The sequence below is a fragment of the Solwaraspora sp. WMMD1047 genome (genome assembly GCF_029626155.1).
GTDB lineage: Bacteria > Actinomycetota > Actinomycetes > Mycobacteriales > Micromonosporaceae > WMMD1047.
In genome coordinates, this window is the sequence record NZ_JARUBL010000001.1 from 4,032,005 (window position 1) to 4,048,955 (window position 16,951).

General features: G+C 73.9%; 14 protein-coding genes. 5 read left to right on the forward strand and 9 right to left on the reverse strand.

Features of this window, described 5'->3' with window-relative positions; translation table 11 throughout:
* Positions 1-6 precede the first annotated feature (6 nt).
* From O7627_RS18355 to O7627_RS18380, 6 genes are all read right to left on the reverse strand, one after another.
* On the reverse strand, positions 7-381 hold the full coding sequence (locus tag O7627_RS18355; RefSeq protein ID WP_278094748.1) for a VOC family protein: 375 nt from the start codon (positions 379-381) through the stop codon (positions 7-9).
* Between the two features lie 13 nt (positions 382-394).
* Entirely contained in the window at positions 395-904 is a 510-nt protein-coding gene (locus O7627_RS18360; protein ID WP_278094749.1) for a DUF2231 domain-containing protein, read from the reverse strand.
* Positions 905-1,057: 153 nt separating this feature from the next.
* Positions 1,058-1,783 carry a GAF and ANTAR domain-containing protein gene (locus O7627_RS18365; protein WP_278098320.1) on the reverse strand — a complete coding sequence of 242 codons (726 nt, stop codon included), beginning with the start codon at positions 1,781-1,783 and terminating at the stop codon, positions 1,058-1,060.
* Positions 1,784-2,051: 268 nt separating this feature from the next.
* Complete coding sequence (secA2, locus tag O7627_RS18370; protein WP_278094750.1) at positions 2,052-4,346, reverse strand: accessory Sec system translocase SecA2; 2,295 nt, start codon at positions 4,344-4,346, stop codon at positions 2,052-2,054.
* A 96-nt stretch (positions 4,347-4,442) separates the two neighbouring features.
* Positions 4,443-5,531, reverse strand: coding sequence for a zinc-binding dehydrogenase (locus tag O7627_RS18375; protein ID WP_278094751.1), 1,089 nt, complete (start codon positions 5,529-5,531; stop codon positions 4,443-4,445).
* Complete coding sequence (locus O7627_RS18380; RefSeq protein ID WP_278094752.1) at positions 5,528-6,562, reverse strand: Gfo/Idh/MocA family oxidoreductase; 1,035 nt, start codon at positions 6,560-6,562, stop codon at positions 5,528-5,530. The genes O7627_RS18375 and O7627_RS18380 overlap by 4 nt, the downstream gene beginning before the upstream one ends.
* Before the next feature lie 227 nt (positions 6,563-6,789).
* Here O7627_RS18380 and O7627_RS18385 point away from each other — a divergent pair, with 227 nt between their 5' ends.
* From O7627_RS18385 to ctaD, 5 genes are all read left to right on the forward strand, one after another.
* Positions 6,790-7,782 (forward strand): glucosyl-3-phosphoglycerate synthase, encoded by a 993-nt coding sequence (locus O7627_RS18385; RefSeq protein WP_278094753.1) that lies wholly within the window; start codon positions 6,790-6,792, stop codon positions 7,780-7,782.
* A 61-nt stretch (positions 7,783-7,843) separates the two neighbouring features.
* A complete protein-coding gene (locus O7627_RS18390) occupies positions 7,844-9,049 on the forward strand; it encodes a glycosyltransferase (protein WP_278094754.1) in 1,206 nt (401 codons plus the stop codon).
* 62 nt (positions 9,050-9,111) lie between these two features.
* Positions 9,112-9,570: a DUF4383 domain-containing protein gene (locus O7627_RS18395; protein WP_278094755.1), complete on the forward strand. Its 459-nt coding sequence runs from the start codon at positions 9,112-9,114 to the stop codon at positions 9,568-9,570.
* A 144-nt stretch (positions 9,571-9,714) separates the two neighbouring features.
* Positions 9,715-10,446 (forward strand): ATP-binding protein, encoded by a 732-nt coding sequence (locus O7627_RS18400; protein ID WP_278094756.1) that lies wholly within the window; start codon positions 9,715-9,717, stop codon positions 10,444-10,446.
* Positions 10,447-10,579: 133 nt separating this feature from the next.
* Positions 10,580-12,595, forward strand: a complete 2,016-nt coding sequence (gene ctaD / locus O7627_RS18405; protein WP_278094757.1) for a cytochrome c oxidase subunit I — start codon at positions 10,580-10,582, stop codon at positions 12,593-12,595.
* A 20-nt stretch (positions 12,596-12,615) separates the two neighbouring features.
* Here ctaD and O7627_RS18410 read toward each other — a convergent pair whose 3' ends face one another.
* The 3 genes from O7627_RS18410 to O7627_RS18420 form a co-directional block, all read right to left on the reverse strand.
* Positions 12,616-13,758, reverse strand: a complete 1,143-nt coding sequence (locus O7627_RS18410) for a SigB/SigF/SigG family RNA polymerase sigma factor (protein ID WP_278094758.1) — start codon at positions 13,756-13,758, stop codon at positions 12,616-12,618.
* Between the two features lie 250 nt (positions 13,759-14,008).
* Complete coding sequence (locus O7627_RS18415) at positions 14,009-15,718, reverse strand: thiamine pyrophosphate-binding protein (RefSeq protein WP_278094759.1); 1,710 nt, start codon at positions 15,716-15,718, stop codon at positions 14,009-14,011.
* Complete coding sequence (locus tag O7627_RS18420) at positions 15,711-16,835, reverse strand: Vms1/Ankzf1 family peptidyl-tRNA hydrolase (RefSeq protein WP_278094760.1); 1,125 nt, start codon at positions 16,833-16,835, stop codon at positions 15,711-15,713. Before O7627_RS18420 ends, O7627_RS18415 begins: the two co-directional genes overlap by 8 nt.
* Between the last annotated feature and the right edge of the window lie 116 nt (positions 16,836-16,951).

A 16,951-nucleotide genomic window follows, 5' to 3' on the forward strand; every position in this document is an offset into this window, starting at 1 on the left:
CCGGGCTCACTCCACCCAGAGGCAGAACGGGTGGCCGGCCGGGTCGAGACAGACCCGGACGTCGTCCTGCGGCTGGTGGTCGGCCAGGTGGGCGCCGCACTCCTGTGCGTGCGCCACCGCCGCGGCCAGGTCGTCCACCCGGATCTCCAGGTGCATCATCATCTGCGGGTCGCCGGGACCGGCCGGCCAGACCGGCGGCACGTACCCCGGTTCGGTCTGGAAGGCCAGGCCGACCCCACCGTCGGGCGACCGGAGCACCACCCAGTCCGGCTCGGCCGCCGCGGTCCGCCAGCCGAGCAGCCGGCGGTAGAAACCGGCCAGCGCCGCCGGGTCGGGAGCGCTGAGGTTCACCGTCGACAACACCAGCCGGGGGGTGGACATGTGTCGGCCGGTCTCAGCGGGAGCGGACGGCGTCGCCGAAGGCCGGCTCCGGGCCGGCGGTCAGCGCTTCGAAGGTGGTCGCCTCGCCTCGGCCGTCGTCGAAGGTGCGGATCAGGGTGGCGCCCAGCCGCACCCCGACCGCACCGATCACGAGCGCGAGCAGCTCGACCAGGACCAGGCCGCCGGTGGCAGCCCGCTCCGGACTGCCCGCCCGGACCAGGCAGACGAAGACGAAGAGCAGGGCCATCGCGGCGTTGACCAGGTTGAAGGTGACCGCCGTGCGGCGGGTCCGGTCACCCGGGGTACCGGGACCGTCCCACAGGTCGACCATGCCCGCGACGCCGGCCAGCGCCGCGGCCACCAGCGCGGCCACCACCGTCCAGTAGCCCACCGCGCCGAGAAACGCCGGGCCGCCGGCCACGTCGGCCAGGTCGAACAGGACGGCACAGACGAACATCCCGTACGGGAAGGTCACCAGCATCGGTTGGATCGGGTGCCCCTGCACCCGCAGTCGGCTATCCATCGCGCCGGCCTCCCGGTTCATCATCGGGTCGAATCACCGCTACCGGTCGGGTCCCCCGATGTCGGTGCAGGTCACGTATCGGTCGATGTCAGCGTCGTACCCCCGGCCCGGACCCGCGAAACGGTCCGGTCCGGCTCCGGCCGGCCGGCGGCGTCAGGACCGCCGCGGCCGGGCGACGGAGCTGACCAGGCGCTCGGCGACCTCCCGCAGCGGGATCGACAGTGCCGAGGAGGCGGTACGCAACACCCGCAACGCCTCCGGGGCCGGGCAACCACGTTGAGTCATAATGACACCGATCGCCTGGCCGATCACCCCCGTGCCGGAATCCGACCCGACCGCGTCGTCCACCGGCGCGGTTCGGCCGGCCCGGTCGCGCACCGCGGCCAGCAGCAGCCCGGCGTGCTCGGCGAGCAGCATCGCGGTGAGCTGGTCGGAGTCGGTCAGCCCGGGGCGCCGGCGGGCGTAGAGGTTGAGCGAGCCGATCACCTGGTCGTCGACGTCGAACGGGGCGGCGATCAGGGCGTTCACGCCGAGCCCGACCGCCCGCCGGGTCCACCGTCGCCAGCGGGTCTCGCCGGTCAGCTCCGCCACCCGGACCAGCTCCCGGCGCCGGATGGCGGTCATCGCCGGGCCGTCGGCGCCGTGCCGGGGGTGGTCCAGATCACGCAGCCGGGGGTCGGTCGCCGCCACCGCCGCCGGGCCACCGCCCCGCAGCAGGGTGACACCGCAACCGGTGGCACCGGGTACGGCGTCCCGGGCGATCCGGGCCAGCCGGCCCAACGCCTCGTCGAGGTCGGTGCCACCGATCAGCCGGGCCGTCAACTCGCGCAGGAGGGCCGCCGTCTCGACCACCCCGGGGACGGTCCTGGCCACCACCACCGAGCCGGCACCCGCCGCGCCGCCCGGCTGCCACGTTCCGAGCCTCACCGCTCGGCGGTCCGCGCCACCACCGCGTACGCCGCGGTGTGCCCAGCTCCTGCCGTCGATCCAGTCATCCGGCCGATCCCCCCGCGCATGATCCACCGCGCGCGCATCACTACCGCGCGGCGTGCTCCCGTCATGTCTTCGGACCCGCGCTTCTACCCGGGAGGACTGGTGGTCAAACCGCCCGACCGCCGACGAAGCGGGCGGCCGGGCGGTTCGGGCGTCAGCGCGAGCCGGAACTGAGCCGCCGGCCCACCGCCGCGATCAGGCGGTCCAGCTCGGAACCGAACGGGTTGTCGTGGACCAGGTAGGTCCAGGTGGCGCTGGGGCGTACCAGCTCGGACTCGGCCGGCTTCCAGTCCTCGTCGAACTCGGTCTCCTCGAAGGTGGCCACCGTCCGGGTCTCGATCTCCGGGATCAGCTCGTTGAACGCCGGCACCGCGGCCCGGTGGAACTCGTCGAGCGGGTCGAGCCGGCCCAGCGCCCGCAGGTGTACGCCCTCGCGCACCTCGGAGAGGGTGGCCAGGTGCTCGGCCCAGAGCCGGTCCAGGTGGTAGAGCGCGATCGAGCGGGCCACCCGGGACAGCAGCGCCTCGTCCATCTCCGCGGTGCGGTCCGGGAACCGGTCGGCCAGCATCAGCGCCGCGACCTCGCTGTTGAGCAGCCGTTCGCGGCGCTCGGCGAGCGCCTTGCGCTGCTGTTCGATCACCACGCTGTACCGCCAGGTGTTGCGGTGGATCTCGTGGTTGACGCCCTCGGCGATGCGCTGGGCGTGCTCCACCGCGTAGTCGACCTGCTCGTCGGTGACCAGCCCGTCGGCGTTCATCCGGGGCGACGGCGGGATGGCGTCCGGCGCGTGCCGGACCACCAGGTCGTCCTGGAGGCTGACGTAGAAGACCGACCGGCCCGGGTCGCCCTGCCGGCCGGCCCGGCCGCGGAGCTGGTCGTCCACCCGGCGGCTGTCGTGCCGGCCGCTGCCGATCACGTACAGGCCGCCCAGCTCGGCCACCCGCTCGCGGTCGGCCTGGTCGCTGCCGCCGAGCCGGATGTCCACGCCCCGACCCGCCATCTGGGTGGAGACGGTCACCGCCCCGTACGCGCCGGCCTCGGCGATGATCGCCGCCTCCTCGGCGTCGTTCTTGGCGTTCAGCACCGTGCACGGCACCCCGGCGGAGACCAGGGCGGTGGCCAGCGCCTCCGACTCCTTGACGTCGAGCGTGCCGATCAGCACCGGCCGGCCGGCGTCGTGCGCCTCCTTGATCTCCTCGACCAGGGCGTCGTCCTTCTCCGCCCGGGTGGCGTAGATCCGGTCCGGCTCGTCCACCCGCACGCACGGCGTGTTCGGTGGAATGACCGCGACCTCCAGCGAGAAGAACTCCCGCAGCTGCTCGCCGACGAGCACCGCGGTCGCGGTCATCCCGCAGACGGTCGGGTAGAGCGCCACGAACGCCTGCACGGTGATCGTGCCGAGCACCTCCCCCTCGGCGGTCGCCGACAGCCCCTCCTTCGCCTCGACCGCCGCCTGCAGCCCGTCCGGCCAGCGGCGGCGCTGCGCCACCCGACCCCGCATCTCGTCGATCAGCTCGACCGCGCCGTCCCGGACGATGTAGTCCACGTCCCGGTGCAGCAGCGCCTCGGCGTGCAGCGCGACGTTTATCGCCGAGAGCTGGTCGACGTTCTCGTCGGCGTACAGGTTGATGTCGTCGAGCTTGGCCTCGACGGCGGCCAGGCCGGCCGAGGTGAAGGCCACGCTGCGCCCGTCGTCGGCGACCTCGTAGTCGCGCCCGGCGCGCAGGCCGCGCACCAGTGCGGCGGCGGTGTGCACCGGGTCCTGCTCGCTGGTGATCGAGCCGGCCAGCACCATCGGCACCCGCGCCTCGTCGATCAGGATCGAGTCGGCCTCGTCCACGATCGCGGTGGTCAGCGCGGGCTGGACCCGGTCGGCGATGTCGGTGACGAGCTGGTCGCGCAGGTAGTCGAAGCCCGCCTCGCTGACCGAGACGTAGGTGACGTCCCGGTCGTAGGCCTCCCGGCGCTCCTCCGGCGTGGAGGACTCGGTCACCCAGCCGACGGTCAGCCCGAGCAGCCGGTAGACCGGCTCCATCCACTCGGCGTCCCGGCGGGCCAGGTAGTCGTTGACGGTGAGCACGTGCACCGGGCCGTTGCCCCGCCGGACGTGCCCGTAGGCGGCGATCGTGGCGGTCAGGGTCTTGCCCTCGCCGGTGGCCATCTCGGCCACCTTGCCGGCCAGCAGGGACATGGCGCCGAGCAGCTGGACGTCGTACGGCCGCTGGTCGAGGCCGCGGCGGGCGGCCTCCCGGCCGACCGCGCAGATCTCGGTGTAGTCGGTCGCCCGGCCGGCCGCCTCGGTCAACTCGGCGTCGTCGAGTTCCCGCAGGTCGTCCTCGCGTGCCTCGATCTCCGGCAGGAGCTTCTCCAGCGGAGCCAGATCAACCGTGGTGCCCGGCCGCTGGAGGAAACGCCGGACCCTGCTCTTCAACCGTTGAGACACACCCATGACGCGCAACGGTACGCGACATCGGCGGATATCCGTATGCCGGCCACCCCGGAGCGTGCCGGACAGAATCCGGACAGCCGGCCGGCGGCCCGGCCGTCAGCAGGCGAGCACGGCCTGCAGCTCGTGCCGGCGCCCGGCGGCCAGCTCGGTGAGCAGGGCCGGCGCCTCGTCGAACGGCACGATCGTCGACACCAGGTTGGCCCGGATCAGCTCCCCGTACGCCGCCAGCAGGTCGATGGTCTCGGCGGAGAGCCGCTCCCGGTCCCAGGTCGGGGCGAGCCCGCGCGGCACCCGGCCGATCTGCGCGCAGCGCACCGCCAGCCCGTTGTGGTGGAACTCCTCGCCGAGCCGCAACTCGTCCGCCCCGGCCTGGTAGAAGGCGAGGTCGATCACGGTGCCCTGCGGCCGCAGCAGGCGCAGCGCGAGATGCAGGGCACCGGCCTGGCCCCGGCACTGGAACACCACGTCGGCGCCGCGGTCGCCGGGGGCGTGCGGCCAGCGCGACTTGAGCAGCACGGCCGGGTCCTCGGTCGTCGGATCGAGCGTGTCCAGGCCGAGCGCGGCGGCCACCGCCCGGCGCCGCGGGGTCGGGTCGACCACCACCACCGAGGCAGCGCCGTGGTGGGTGGCGAAGAGCGCGGTCAGCAGCGCCACCACCCCGGCGCCGGTGACCGCGACCCGGCGGCCGCGGACCCCGTCGCCGAGCGTCCGCACGTCCGTGCCGTGCAGGTCGGCGGCGGCGTGCAGCAGCCCGTTGGCGCAGATCGGCCCCATGTGCGCCACGTAGATGCCGAGCACCGGGTCGAGGCCGTCGGGCAGCGGCACGAACCGGTCCCGCAGCGGGTCGGCCAGGTAGCCGGTGCGGTGGCCGTACGCCATCGCCAGCATGGTGCCCTCGGCGAGACCGGCGAACCGGCTCTCGCAGACCTGGCCGACCTGCATGTAGCCGAGCCGGTCGACCGGGTAGGGGGTCGGCAGTCCGCCGGGCCGGAACAGTCCCAGCCCGGCGTCCCAGGCGACCCGCAGATAGGGGTTGCTGCCCTTGACGTAGCTCAGCTCGGTGCCGGCGGAGACGCCGCTGTAGCGGGTGCGTACCCGGAACTGCCCGGCGCCCGGCGCGGCCGCCTCCTCGTGCCGGACGGCCACCTCGCCGGGCGCGGGGATCACCACTACCCGGTCAGTCATCGCCGACCGATCCGGTCGGGGTCGCCCGGTCCGGTCGGGTCGCCGGATCCGGCCGGGTCCGCGCGCCCGGCCGCGGGCCGTACCGGGCGACCGCTCGCGGCCGACTCGGCCACCGCGCAGGCCAGCCGGTGGGTGGCCAGCGCCTCCGGGTACGGCACCCGGATGTCGTCGCCGATGCCCCGGACCGCGTCGACGAAGGCCCGGTCGACGGCGACCCGCGCGCCGTCCGGGTCGGCGGGGATGCGGCGTTCGCCGTCGGCGTCGCGGACCACCATGCCCTCCTCGCCGAGCCGCAGCGCCAGGCCGTCGGCGATGATCTCGACCCCGGCGCGCTCCTTCCAACCGAGCAGGCAGGTCGAGGTGAGGGTGCCCACCGCGCCGCTGGCGAAGCGGAGCGTGGCGGCGGTGGCCGCGTCGATGTCGGCCGCCGGCACCGCCGGTGGCGACCCGTCACCGTACGCGGTCACCTCGACGGCCTCGCCGACCAACGCCCGGATCAGGTCCAGTACGTGGCTGGCCTGCTCCACCAGCGGGCCGCCGGAGGCGTCCCGGCGGCACCACCAGGCCACCGGCGGGACCTTGTCCAGCCAGGCGCCGTTGACCAGCCGGGCCGGCCGCTCGGCGAGCAGTTCCCGGGCCTGCCCGACGACGCCGAGATAGCGCCAGTGGTGCCCGACCGAGGTGAGCAGGCCGCGCCGCCGGACCAGCTCGGCGATCCGCTCGGCGGTGGGCAGGTCCGCGGCGACCGGCTTCTCCACGAACATCGGCACCCCGGCGTCGATGATCCGTTCCTCGACCGGACCGTGCGCGAACGGCGGAACGCAGACGTAGACGGCGTCCGGCCCGGCGGCCAGCAGGCCGTCGATGTCGGCGTAGCCGCGTCCGCCGTGGGCCGAGGTCAGCCGGTCGGTTGCCGACCGGTCCGGGTCGGTCACCCCGACCAGGGTCACGTCCTCGAATCCGGTCAGCACCCGGGCGTGCCGCTGCGCCACGTTGCCCGCGCCCACCAGTCCGATCCGACAGGTCCGCATCCGACCTCCCACCTCGCCGCCGGCCACCGATTCTGCCCCGGGTCCGGGTGGCCCGCTCGGTGCCGCCCAGCCACAACTAATTGTTGATCAACAATTAACCGGCTCGACGGTTAGCCGGTTCCGCTCGGGGAACTCTCCCGGTCGGCTCGGAGCGGAAATGGCTCGGACCAGAGCAGAACTGGGGGGGTTGGGCCGTGTTGCAGCCGACAAATACTGTATCGCCGGTTTTGGAAGCCTGGACAACGTATCGTACTGGTTCGGCTGAGCGCTGGACGGCCGACCAACTCGTCCGGGCCAAGGGCGCCCAGCGGGTGAGCGTGGTCATCCCGGCCCGCGACGAGGAGGCCACCGTCGGCGCCATCGTCGCCACGATCCACCGGCACCTCGTCGCACGGATGCCGCTGGTGGACGAGCTGATCGTGGTCGACTCCCGGTCCAACGACCGGACCGCGGCCGTGGCCACCGCGGCCGGCGCCCGGGTGGTCAGCCAGGACGAGATCACCCGCGGCCTGCCGCAGCTGTCCGGCAAGGGCGACGCCCTCTGGGCGGGGCTGGCGGCCAGCACCGGCGATGTGATCGCCTTCGTCGACGCGGACCTGCGCGAGTTCCGGGCGCACTTCGTCACCGGGCTGCTCGGCCCGCTGCTCACCGACCCCTCGGTGGAGTTCGTGAAGGGCTTCTACCACCGGCCCCTGGTCAGCGCCACCGGCGTCGAGCAGGACGGCGGCGGCCGGGTCACCGAACTGGTCGCCCGCCCGCTGTTCAACCTCTTCTGGCCGGAGCTGGCGGGGTTCGTCCAGCCACTCGCCGGCGAGTACGCCGGCCGCCGCGCGGTGCTCGAACAGGTGCCGTTCGTCTCCGGGTACGGCGTGGAGACCGCACTGCTCATCGACCTGCTGGAGCTGGTCGGGCTGGACGCGCTGGCCCAGGTGGACCTCGGCGAACGGCTGCACCGGCACCAGGACACCGCCGCACTCGGCCGGATGTCGGCCCAGATCCTGCTCACGGTCTGGTCCCGGCTGCACCGCCAGGGCAAGGTCGCCACCCACACTCCCCCGGGCACGCTGCTCACCCAGTTCCGACGCGGCGCCGACAGCGACGCGCTGCCCAACCTCGGGCGGGAGATCGTGGTCAGCGACGTCTCCGTGCAGGAACGGCCGCCGCTGGCCCAGCTGCGCACGCAGGCCCGGCCCTGGCCGGCCCAGTTGGCCCGGCGGTGACCGCCGACCAGGACCGGCGCGGCCACCGCCCGCCGGCCGCCGCCCGCCGCGGGAGGCGGCGGTGAGCCTGACCGTGCTGATGAACGCCGGCCCGTGGCTGGCGGTGCCGCCGCCGGGCTACGGCGGCATCGAGAACGTCATCGCCACCCTCGTCCCGCCGCTGCGCCGGCTGGGCGTCCGGGTGGTGCTCGCCTCGGTCGGCGACAGCGCACTGCCGGCCGACGGCCGGGTGTCGGTCTTCGAGACCGGCCAGTTCGCCGCCCTGCAACGCCCGTACAACCAGGTGTGCGGGCTTGCCCAGGCGCACCTGCACGGGGTGATCCGGGCGCTGCGCGACCGCGACGACATCGACCTGGTGCACGACCACGTCGAGGCGGTCGGGCTGGCCACCCTGGCGGCGCTGCCGGCCGATTCCGTCCCGGTGCTGCACACCCTGCACTGGGATCTGGCCAAACATCCGGAGCTGTACGGGACGATCGACGGCGGTGAGCGGGTCAAGGTCAACGGGGTCTCCGCCGCCCAACTCGCCCGCGCCCCGGCCGCGCTGCGGGCGCACTCGGTCGGGCACGTGCACCTGGCCACCCCACTGGCCGTGGCGGCCGACCGGCGGCCCCGGACCGAGAAGGGCAGCCATCTGGTCGTCCTCGGCCGGATCACGCCGGGCAAGGGGCAGGATCTCGGCGCCCGGCTGGCCCACCAGGTCGGGTTCGACCTGGTGCTGGCCGGACCGGTCGGGCCGTACCACCGACCGGCCGACCTGGCCGTCGCGGACCCCGCGGAGCAGAACCCGGATGTGCGGTTCTGGCGGGAGCAGGTGGCGCCCTTCGTCGACGGCGACCGGGTCCGGTGGGTCGGCACCGTGGCCGGCGCGGAGCGCGACGAGCTGGTGGCCACCGCCCGCGCCGCGCTGTTCCCGCTGCGCTGGGAGGAGCCGGGTGGCACCGCCGTGGTCGAGTCGCTCGCGCTCGGCACCCCGGTGGTGGCGACCGCCCGGGGCTGCCTGCCCGAACTGGTCGAGCACGGCCGTACCGGCCTGCTCGCGGACGACGAGACGGAGCTCGCCGACCTGGTCTGCGCGGTCGACCGGCTCAGCGGCGACGAGTGCCGCCGGGAGGCGGCCCGACGGTTCACCCCGGACGTGATGGCCCGCCGCTACCTCGACCTGTACGACCGGGTCCGTCAGCTCCGCCTCGAGGTGCTGGAACCGCCGGCCCTGCGCCGTTTGGCCGACGAGACTGCGGGAAGGCCGGTGGCCGGGACCCGATGAGTCCGGTGGCCCGGACCCGGTGAGCCCGACCGGAGGACGATCCGCAACCGGAAGGTGGGCCGATGGCATCTCGACCTGGCTCCGCTCTCGACCAGCCCAGGACCGGCCGGCCGGTGGTGCGGCTCCTGGCCAACCTCGCGGCCGGGGCGGTGACCCTGATCGGGGTGCTGGGGTTCGTACCCGGGGTCACCTCCGACCTGGCCGACCTCGAGCTGGTCGGCGCCGGTTCCGGCGCCCGGCTGTTCGGCGTCATTCAGGTGTCGGTGCTGCTCAACGCGGTGCACCTGCTGATTGGTGCCGTCGGCCTGGTGCTGGCGCGGACCGACCGCGGCGCCCGAGCGTTCCTCGTCGGCGCCGGCCTGGCGCTGCTGCTGCTCTGGATCGTCGGGCTGGCCACCGACGACCAGCGGTCGACCAACTTCCTGCCCGCGAACCAGGCCGGCAACTGGCTGCATCTGTTGCTGGGCACGGCCCTGCTCGCTGTCGGACTGCGGGCCGGAACCGCTCCACCGGCGCGCTGACCGCACCCCGTTTCGCCCGGCGGCCAGCCGGGTACCTGTCCCGACGCGGCCGGGCGGGGCCCCGATCGGGACGGCGGCACGCCCCCGGACGCGGACGATCCGCAGGATGCGGGACGGCCCAGGGACGTTGGGAAGAGGGTCGAGATGGCGAGCCGGCTGGACTGTCAGGTCGAGGACGACTCACCGGTGACGGTGGTCAGGCTGCGCGGCTCACTCGACCTCACCACCACCCGGCCGGTGCACGCCGCCCTGCAGCGCTGCCTCGCCGACCAGCCGGACGCCCTGGTGGTCGACCTCACCACCGTCCGGGTCGAGGAGCGGCTGGCGCTGTCGGTCTTCGCCGCGGTGGCCCGGCAGGCCGCCATCTGGCCGGAGGTTCCGGTGGTGGTCTGCGGACCCACCGACGACACCGCCGACTGGCTGGCCGCGACGTCCGCCGGCCGGCGGGTCGCGGTGCGTCGCGACTGCGCCGCGGCGATCCGGGAGGCCACCCGACGGTCCGCCGCGCCCCGGCTCCGGGCCCACCTGGAGCCGGTGAGCGGCGCCTGCCGGCGGGCCCGCGAACTGGCCAGCGAGGCCTGCCAGCGGTGGAACCTGCCGGACCTGGCCGGCCCGACCCGGCTGGTCCTGAGCGAGTTCGTCGGCAACGTGGTGCGGCACGCCGGCACCCCGATGGACGTCACGTTGACCCTGCGCCGGCCGTTCCTGCATGTCGCGGTCGCCGACGGCAGCCAGGGGGCGGTGTTGCCGGGCAACCCGCACCCACGCGCCGAGGGCGGACGTGGTCTGCTGCTCGTCCGGGAGCTGGCGCAGCGCTGGGGCAGCCTGCCGATCGGTGACGGCAAGGTGGTCTGGGCGGTCCTGCCGGCGCACTGAGCGCACTCCGGGTCCGCCGTTCGTCCGATCTGCCGACAACCGAGCGGTCGCGTAATACATCCTAATTGCCTGGTTTGCTGGCAGCTGGGGCCGGGTAGCCACGCCCGACGCAATCGTCGAGCGGGGTGGGGACATGTCGGAACACGTCATCACCGAGTCGGGGCCGACCACCCCGCCGGTGCTGCTGGCGCCACCCCGGCTCGGCGCCCGGCCGGGTCCGGTCCGGCCACACCTGCCCGGCGGAAAGATCATCCGGCTGCTCGGCACCACCGACGCCAAACAGATCGGCCTGCTCTACCTCGGCACGTCCTTCGGCTTCTTCGTCGCCGCCGGCATCATGGCCCTGCTGATGCGGGCCGAACTGGCCCGGGCCGGCCTGCAGTTCCTCTCGACGGAGCAGTACAACCAGCTCTTCACCGCGCACGGCACCGTGATGATGCTGCTCTTCGCCACCCCACTGGCCTTCGGTTTCGGCAACTACGTCGTACCGCTGCAGATCGGCGCCCCCGACGTCGCCTTCCCCCGGCTGAACGCGCTGGCGTACTGGCTGTACCTCTTCGGCGGGCTGCTGGTGCTCGGCGGCTTCCTCACCCCCGGCGGATCGGCGGACTTCGGCTGGACCGCCTACACGCCGTTGAGCTTGCCCGAGCACAGCCCCGGCGTCGGGGCCAACATGTGGATCGTCGGACTTGTCGTCTCCGGACTCGGCACCATCCTCGGCGCGGTCAACCTGATCGCCACCATCATGACGCTGCGGGCCCCTGGCCTGACCATGTTCCGGCTGCCGATCTTTACCTGGAACATGCTCTTCACCGCCGTCCTGGTGATCCTGGTCTTCCCGCTGCTGGCCGCCACCCTGCTGGCGCTGGCCGCCGACCGGCTGCTCGGCGCGCACGTCTACGACCCCGCGCACGGTGGGCCGCTGCTCTGGCAGCACCTGTTCTGGTTCTTCGGCCATCCGGAGGTCTACATCGTCGCGCTGCCGTTCTTCGGCATCATCACCGAGGTCATCCCGGTGTTCGCCCGCAAACCGATCTTCGGCTACAAGGGTCTGGTGCTGGCCACCATCGCCATCACGGTGCTGTCGATGACCGTCTGGGCCCACCACATGTTCGGCACCGGCCAGGTCCTGCTGCCGTTCTTCAGCCTGCTGAGCTACCTGATCGCGGTGCCGACCGGGGTCAAGTTCTTCAACTGGATCGGGACCATGTGGAAGGGGCAGCTCACCTTCGAGACGCCGATGCTGTTCGCGGTCGGCTTCCTCGTCACCTTCCTGCTCGGCGGGCTGACCGGGGTGCTGCTGGCCAGCCCGCCGGTCGACTGGCACACCCACGACAGCTACTTCGTGGTCGCGCACTTCCACTACGTGCTCTTCGGCACCATCGTCTTCGCCGCGTTCGCCGGGGTGTACTTCTGGTTCCCGAAGATGACCGGCCGGCTGCTCGACGAACGGCTCGGCAAGCTGCACTTCTGGACCATGTTCCTCGGCTTCCACGGCACCTTCCTGGTGCACCACTGGCTCGGCGCCGAAGGGATGCCCCGCCGCTACGCGGACTACCTACCGACGGACGGCTTCACCACCCTGAACACCATCTCGACGGTCGGCTCGTTCGTCCTCGGCACCTCGACCCTCTTCTTCATCTGGAACGTGTGGAAGTCGTACCGGTTCGGTCGCGAGGTCGAGGTCGACGACCCCTGGGGCTTCGGCAACTCACTGGAGTGGGCCACCAGCTGCCCGCCGCCGCTGCGCAACTTCGACCGGCTGCCCCGGATCCGCTCCGAACGACCGGCCTTCGATCTCAAGTACGGCCCACTCATCGCCGACCTCGGCCGGGATCTGCCGCAGCGGGCCGCCAAGGCGCCCCGGGAACTGCACGAGCAGCTGCACCCGGCGGAGGGCACCGGCCGGCCGACGGCGGGACGGTTGCGGGTCGTGGTGCCGGACTCCGATCCGCGTACCGGCGCCCGCCCGATCGAGGTGCCGGCGCCCGAGGCGGTCCGCCGGCCCGAGTTCGAGCCCGGCCAGCCCGACGTCGGGCTGGACGCCGACCGGGGCGGGCCGGAGAGTGAGCGCTGGCGTACCGGGGAAGGCCGCCCGGCGTCCCCCGGCGCCGAGCCGCCGACCGACCGGTCGCCGGGCGGGCCGTGACCGCTGGGGGACGGCCGGTCTCAGTCCGGCACCGCGACCGCCAGGCCCGCTCTGGCCAGCGACTGCCGCACCTGCGGCCCGGCCCCCGCGATCACCAGCTCGATCCCGGTACGCCGGCCGGCCTCCCGCGCCGCGAGCAGCGCGGCGACACCTCCCATGTCGACCGAGTCCACCCCGTCGAGATCGACCTCCACCGCCGCCGCCGTACCGGCGCTGGCGGCCTCGACCACCGTCCGGCGCAGCTGCTCCGCGGTGTCCCGGTCGATCTCGCCGGCCAGCTCGACCACCAGCCGGTCGCCGGCCTGGCGCACCGCGAGCGGGCCGCGCTGCGGATCGCCGTCGGCCGCGCCGGTCTGCCAGGGCGCCGGCGCGTCGGCGAGCATCGCCTGCCGCAGCCAGGTCAGCGCCCGGGAGAGCAGCCGCGAGACGTGCATCTGGGAGATGCCGAACCGGGCGGCGATCTCCGCCTGGGTCTGGTTGCCGTAGAAGCGCATGGCCAGGATCCGGCGTTCCCGCCACGGCAGCCGGCCGAGCAGACCGCTGACCGTGACCCGGTCGTCCACCGACTCCAGATCGTTGTCGGAGGCCCCGACCAGGTCGCCGAACTCGGCCGAACTCTCCCCACCGACCGGCGCGTTCAGCGAGGCGGGGCTGTACCCGGCCGCCGACTCCAGGGCGGCGAGGATCTCCTCCTCCGGCGTCTCCAGCCGTTCGGCCAGTTCGGCCACGGTCGGCGACCGGGACAGTTCGCTCGTCAACGCCGCGGTCGCCTGACCCACCTCCAGGATCAGGTCGCGCAGCCGGCGCGGCACGTGCACCCCCCAGGTCCGGTCCCGGAAGTGCCGCTTGATCTCACCGACGATCGTGATCGCCGCGTACGCGGTGAACGAACCGCGTTCGGGGTCGTACCGGTCCACGGCGTTGACCAGGCCGAGCCGGGCCACCTGCTCCAGGTCCTCCAGCGGCTCACCGCGCCCCCGGTAGCGGCGGGCCAGCCGACCCGCGAACGGCAGCGCGAACCGCACCAGGTCGTCGCGGGCCTCCTGGCGGCGATCCGGTGGCAGGCCGGCGATCCGCGCCGCGTACGCGACCGCGGCGGCGTCGAGATCCTCCAGTCCGCGCTCGGTGGCCGGCGGCGTACCGGTGGTGGTCTGTCCGAACATCCGCGCCTCCCTCAGGAAGGTCCCCCGCCCGGACCACGAACTGGTCAGGCACGACGCAGGGCCGCGACCGGGCCGGGAGCGAACATGTCGATTCGGGATCGAGCGGACGACGGGCCGCAGCGTCACACCGTGCGCTGGCGTACCGCCGCGACAAGCGTTGGTACCGCTCTGTAGGTACTCAACCACGCCACGGCACGGCGTCGGGTCGTTTTGCCGGCCCCCGGAAGGGACATCGGGACCGGTCCGGGGACTAGCCGGACGGGACGGCCGCGAGCTCCCGTAGGTCGGCCAGCGGCACCGCCGGCGGTTCGAGCGGAACGGCCGGATCCACCACCGCCTCGACGAGGGTGGGCCGGTTCGCCGCCAGCGCCTCGTCCCAGGCCGCGCCGACCAGTTCCGGCCGGTCGATCCGGATCCCGTGCAGGCCCAGCATCCGGGCCCAGGCCGCGTACGGGACGTCGGGCAGGCGGGCGGCGTCGGCCGGGCCGCCACCGGTGCGCCCGCTGGCGTCCCGGTTGTTCAGCACCAGGATCACGAACCGCGGATCGGGCCAGTCCGGCCACTGCCGGGCGACGGTGACGAGTTCCGCGAGACCGGTCATCTGCATCGCACCGTCGCCGGTGAGGGCGATGACCGGCCGGCCCGGTTCGGCCAGCTTCGCCGCCAGGGCGTACGGGACGGCGCAGCCGGTCGCGGCCAGACCGGCGCAGAGTGCGGCCGGGACACCGGCGGGCAGCAGCAGGTGCCGGGCGTACCAGTAGGTGACCGAACCGACATCCACCGCCAACGCGCAGGTCCGCGGCAGTCGGGGGGAGAGCTCCTGCACCACCCGCTGCGGGTTCACCGGGTGCGCCGGGCGGCGGGCCCGGGCGCCGAGCTCCGCCCGGTACCGGTCCACCGAACGCTCGACCCGGTCCCGCCACTGCCGGTTGTGCCGGTGGGGCAGCCGGTCGAGCAGCGCCCGCAGGGTCTGCGCGGCATCCCCGATCAGCGGCACGTCGATCGGGTAGCGGGTCGCCAGCCGCCGGCCGTCCAGGTCGATCTGGACCGCCTTCGCCTGGCCCGGCGCCGGGTAGTACTCGGTCCACGGATCGTTGGTGCCGATCAGCAGCAGGGTGTCGCAGCCGCCCATCAACTCGGCGCTGGCGGCGCCTCCGACGTGTCCGAGCACCCCGGTGTGGAACGGCAACCGCTCGTCGAGCACCGGCTTTCCCGGCAGCGAGCTGGCCACCCCGGCGCCGAGCCGATCCGCCAGCGCGACGATCTCCGGCGCCGCCCCGGCCGCGCCCTGCCCGACCAGCACCGCCACCCGCCGCCCGGCGGCGAGCAGCTGGGCCGCGGCGCCCAGATCCGCCTCGTGCGGGGCGATCCCGGTCGGCGGCAGCGCCGGCGCGGCCACGGCCGGTTCCAGGTACGGCGCCCGATCCGGCACCAGGGCCAGTTGCACGTCGGTGGGGATCAGCACGCAGGTCGGGCCGCGGACCGCCTGGGCGGTCCGCAACGCCTGGTCGAGCAGGAGCCGGAGCTGGTCGACGTCGGTGGCCGCGCGGACGAACGGGGCGCAGACGTCGCCGAAGAGCCGGGCCGGTTCGATGTCCCGGTGCGGCTCGCCGGGTGGCCCGCCGGCCGGCTCGCCGACGATGGCGACCACCGGCTGGCCGTCCAGCTTCGCGTCGTAGAGACCGTTGAGCAGCTGCACCGCGGCCGGCCCGCGGGCGGCGAGACAGACCCCGACACCGCCGGTGTACTTGGCGTGCCCGGTCGCCATGAACGCGGCCGTCTCCTGGTGGCGGACCGCCACGAAGGCGGGATCGCCGCCACCGTGCCGCAGCGCCTCGACGATCGGGGCGACGGCCTCGTCGGGCTGGCCGAAGAGCCGCGGTACCCGCCAGGCGCGCAGTCGCTCGACCACCAGGTCGGCGCCGAGCCGGACCCGGCCGTACCGGCCCGGGTCAGGCACTGTCCCGGCCCGGGGTGCCGGCGTCGGCGTACCGCAGCACCGCGCCGACGCCGTCGGTCAGCTCCGGTGCCTCGTCCGGCCCGAGTACGGTGAGCCCGGCGTCGGTGCCGACCAGGGCGCGCAGCAGAGCCGCGTCGGCCCGGACCCGTTGGGGTTCGGTCACCGCCATGGCGGCCAGTTCGTCCGGGGCGACCGCGATCTCGGTCGGTTCGGGACCGATCCAGAGCCGGTCGGTCGAGGACGGGTCGTCGACGATCAGCATCGTCTCCACCTGGCCGCGTTGCAGGGCCGCGACCACCGCGGCCAGTCCCTCGCCGATGCGTTCCTGGCTGCCGAACCGGTCCAGCGCGGCGTTGGCGTGCGCCTCGGCCACCTCGGCCACCGCCTGGGCCGTCACGTCGTCCAGGGCACGGGGGTCGGCGCCGTCGGCCCGCGAGCCGGCCTCGGTCTGCACGATCCGGCTCTGCCAGCGGGCCGGCAACGCCGCGGCCAGCATCGACCTGGCCTGCGGATCCCCGGCCACCACCACGACCTCGGCGCCGATCCGGTCGGCCAGCTCGGCCGTCGCGGCCGCTGCGTCGCCGGCGTTGCGCTGCCACGCCGTCATCGCCTCGCGTTGGTAGTTCGCCTGCGACCAGGCACCCGGTTTGACCCGGCGGATCGGGTACTGGTCGCTGCCGGTGACCCGGGCCCGCCGGGCGACGCCGCCCGCGCTGACCGCGTCCACGTCGGCGCCGGTCCGGTCGGCCAGCACCCGTACCCATGGGATCTGCTCACCGCGCTGGGCCACCAGCGGCATGGCGTGGGCCAGCGGTCCGTGACTGGCCAGATCCCGCGCCGGTGGGGCGTCGAGGTACTCGGTCAGGGTGATCCGGTCATCGCTGGCGAAGGCGGCGAGGCCGTAGTCGCCGGGCATCGGGTCGTGTCCCCGGATCACGTCGTCGAGTGCCGCCACCGCGGCCGGCGCGGCCCGCTGGTCGAGAAGTTCGTCGCGCAGCGCCCGCCACCGCAGGTCGAGGGCGGGTCGGGCGTCCTCGGTGTCGCGGGAGGCGTCCAGGTAGACCGAGACCCACGGGCCCGGACGCTCGTACATCGGTCGCAGGAAGGACAGCTCCATGATCGACCCCTCTCCGGCTCGCCGAGCGGTTACCCAGGCCGGCCGGTTTGTCACGTCCGGCTCCGGCACCGCGCGTGAATCGATTCACTCACTGGGCCTCATCGGAGCAAATCGAT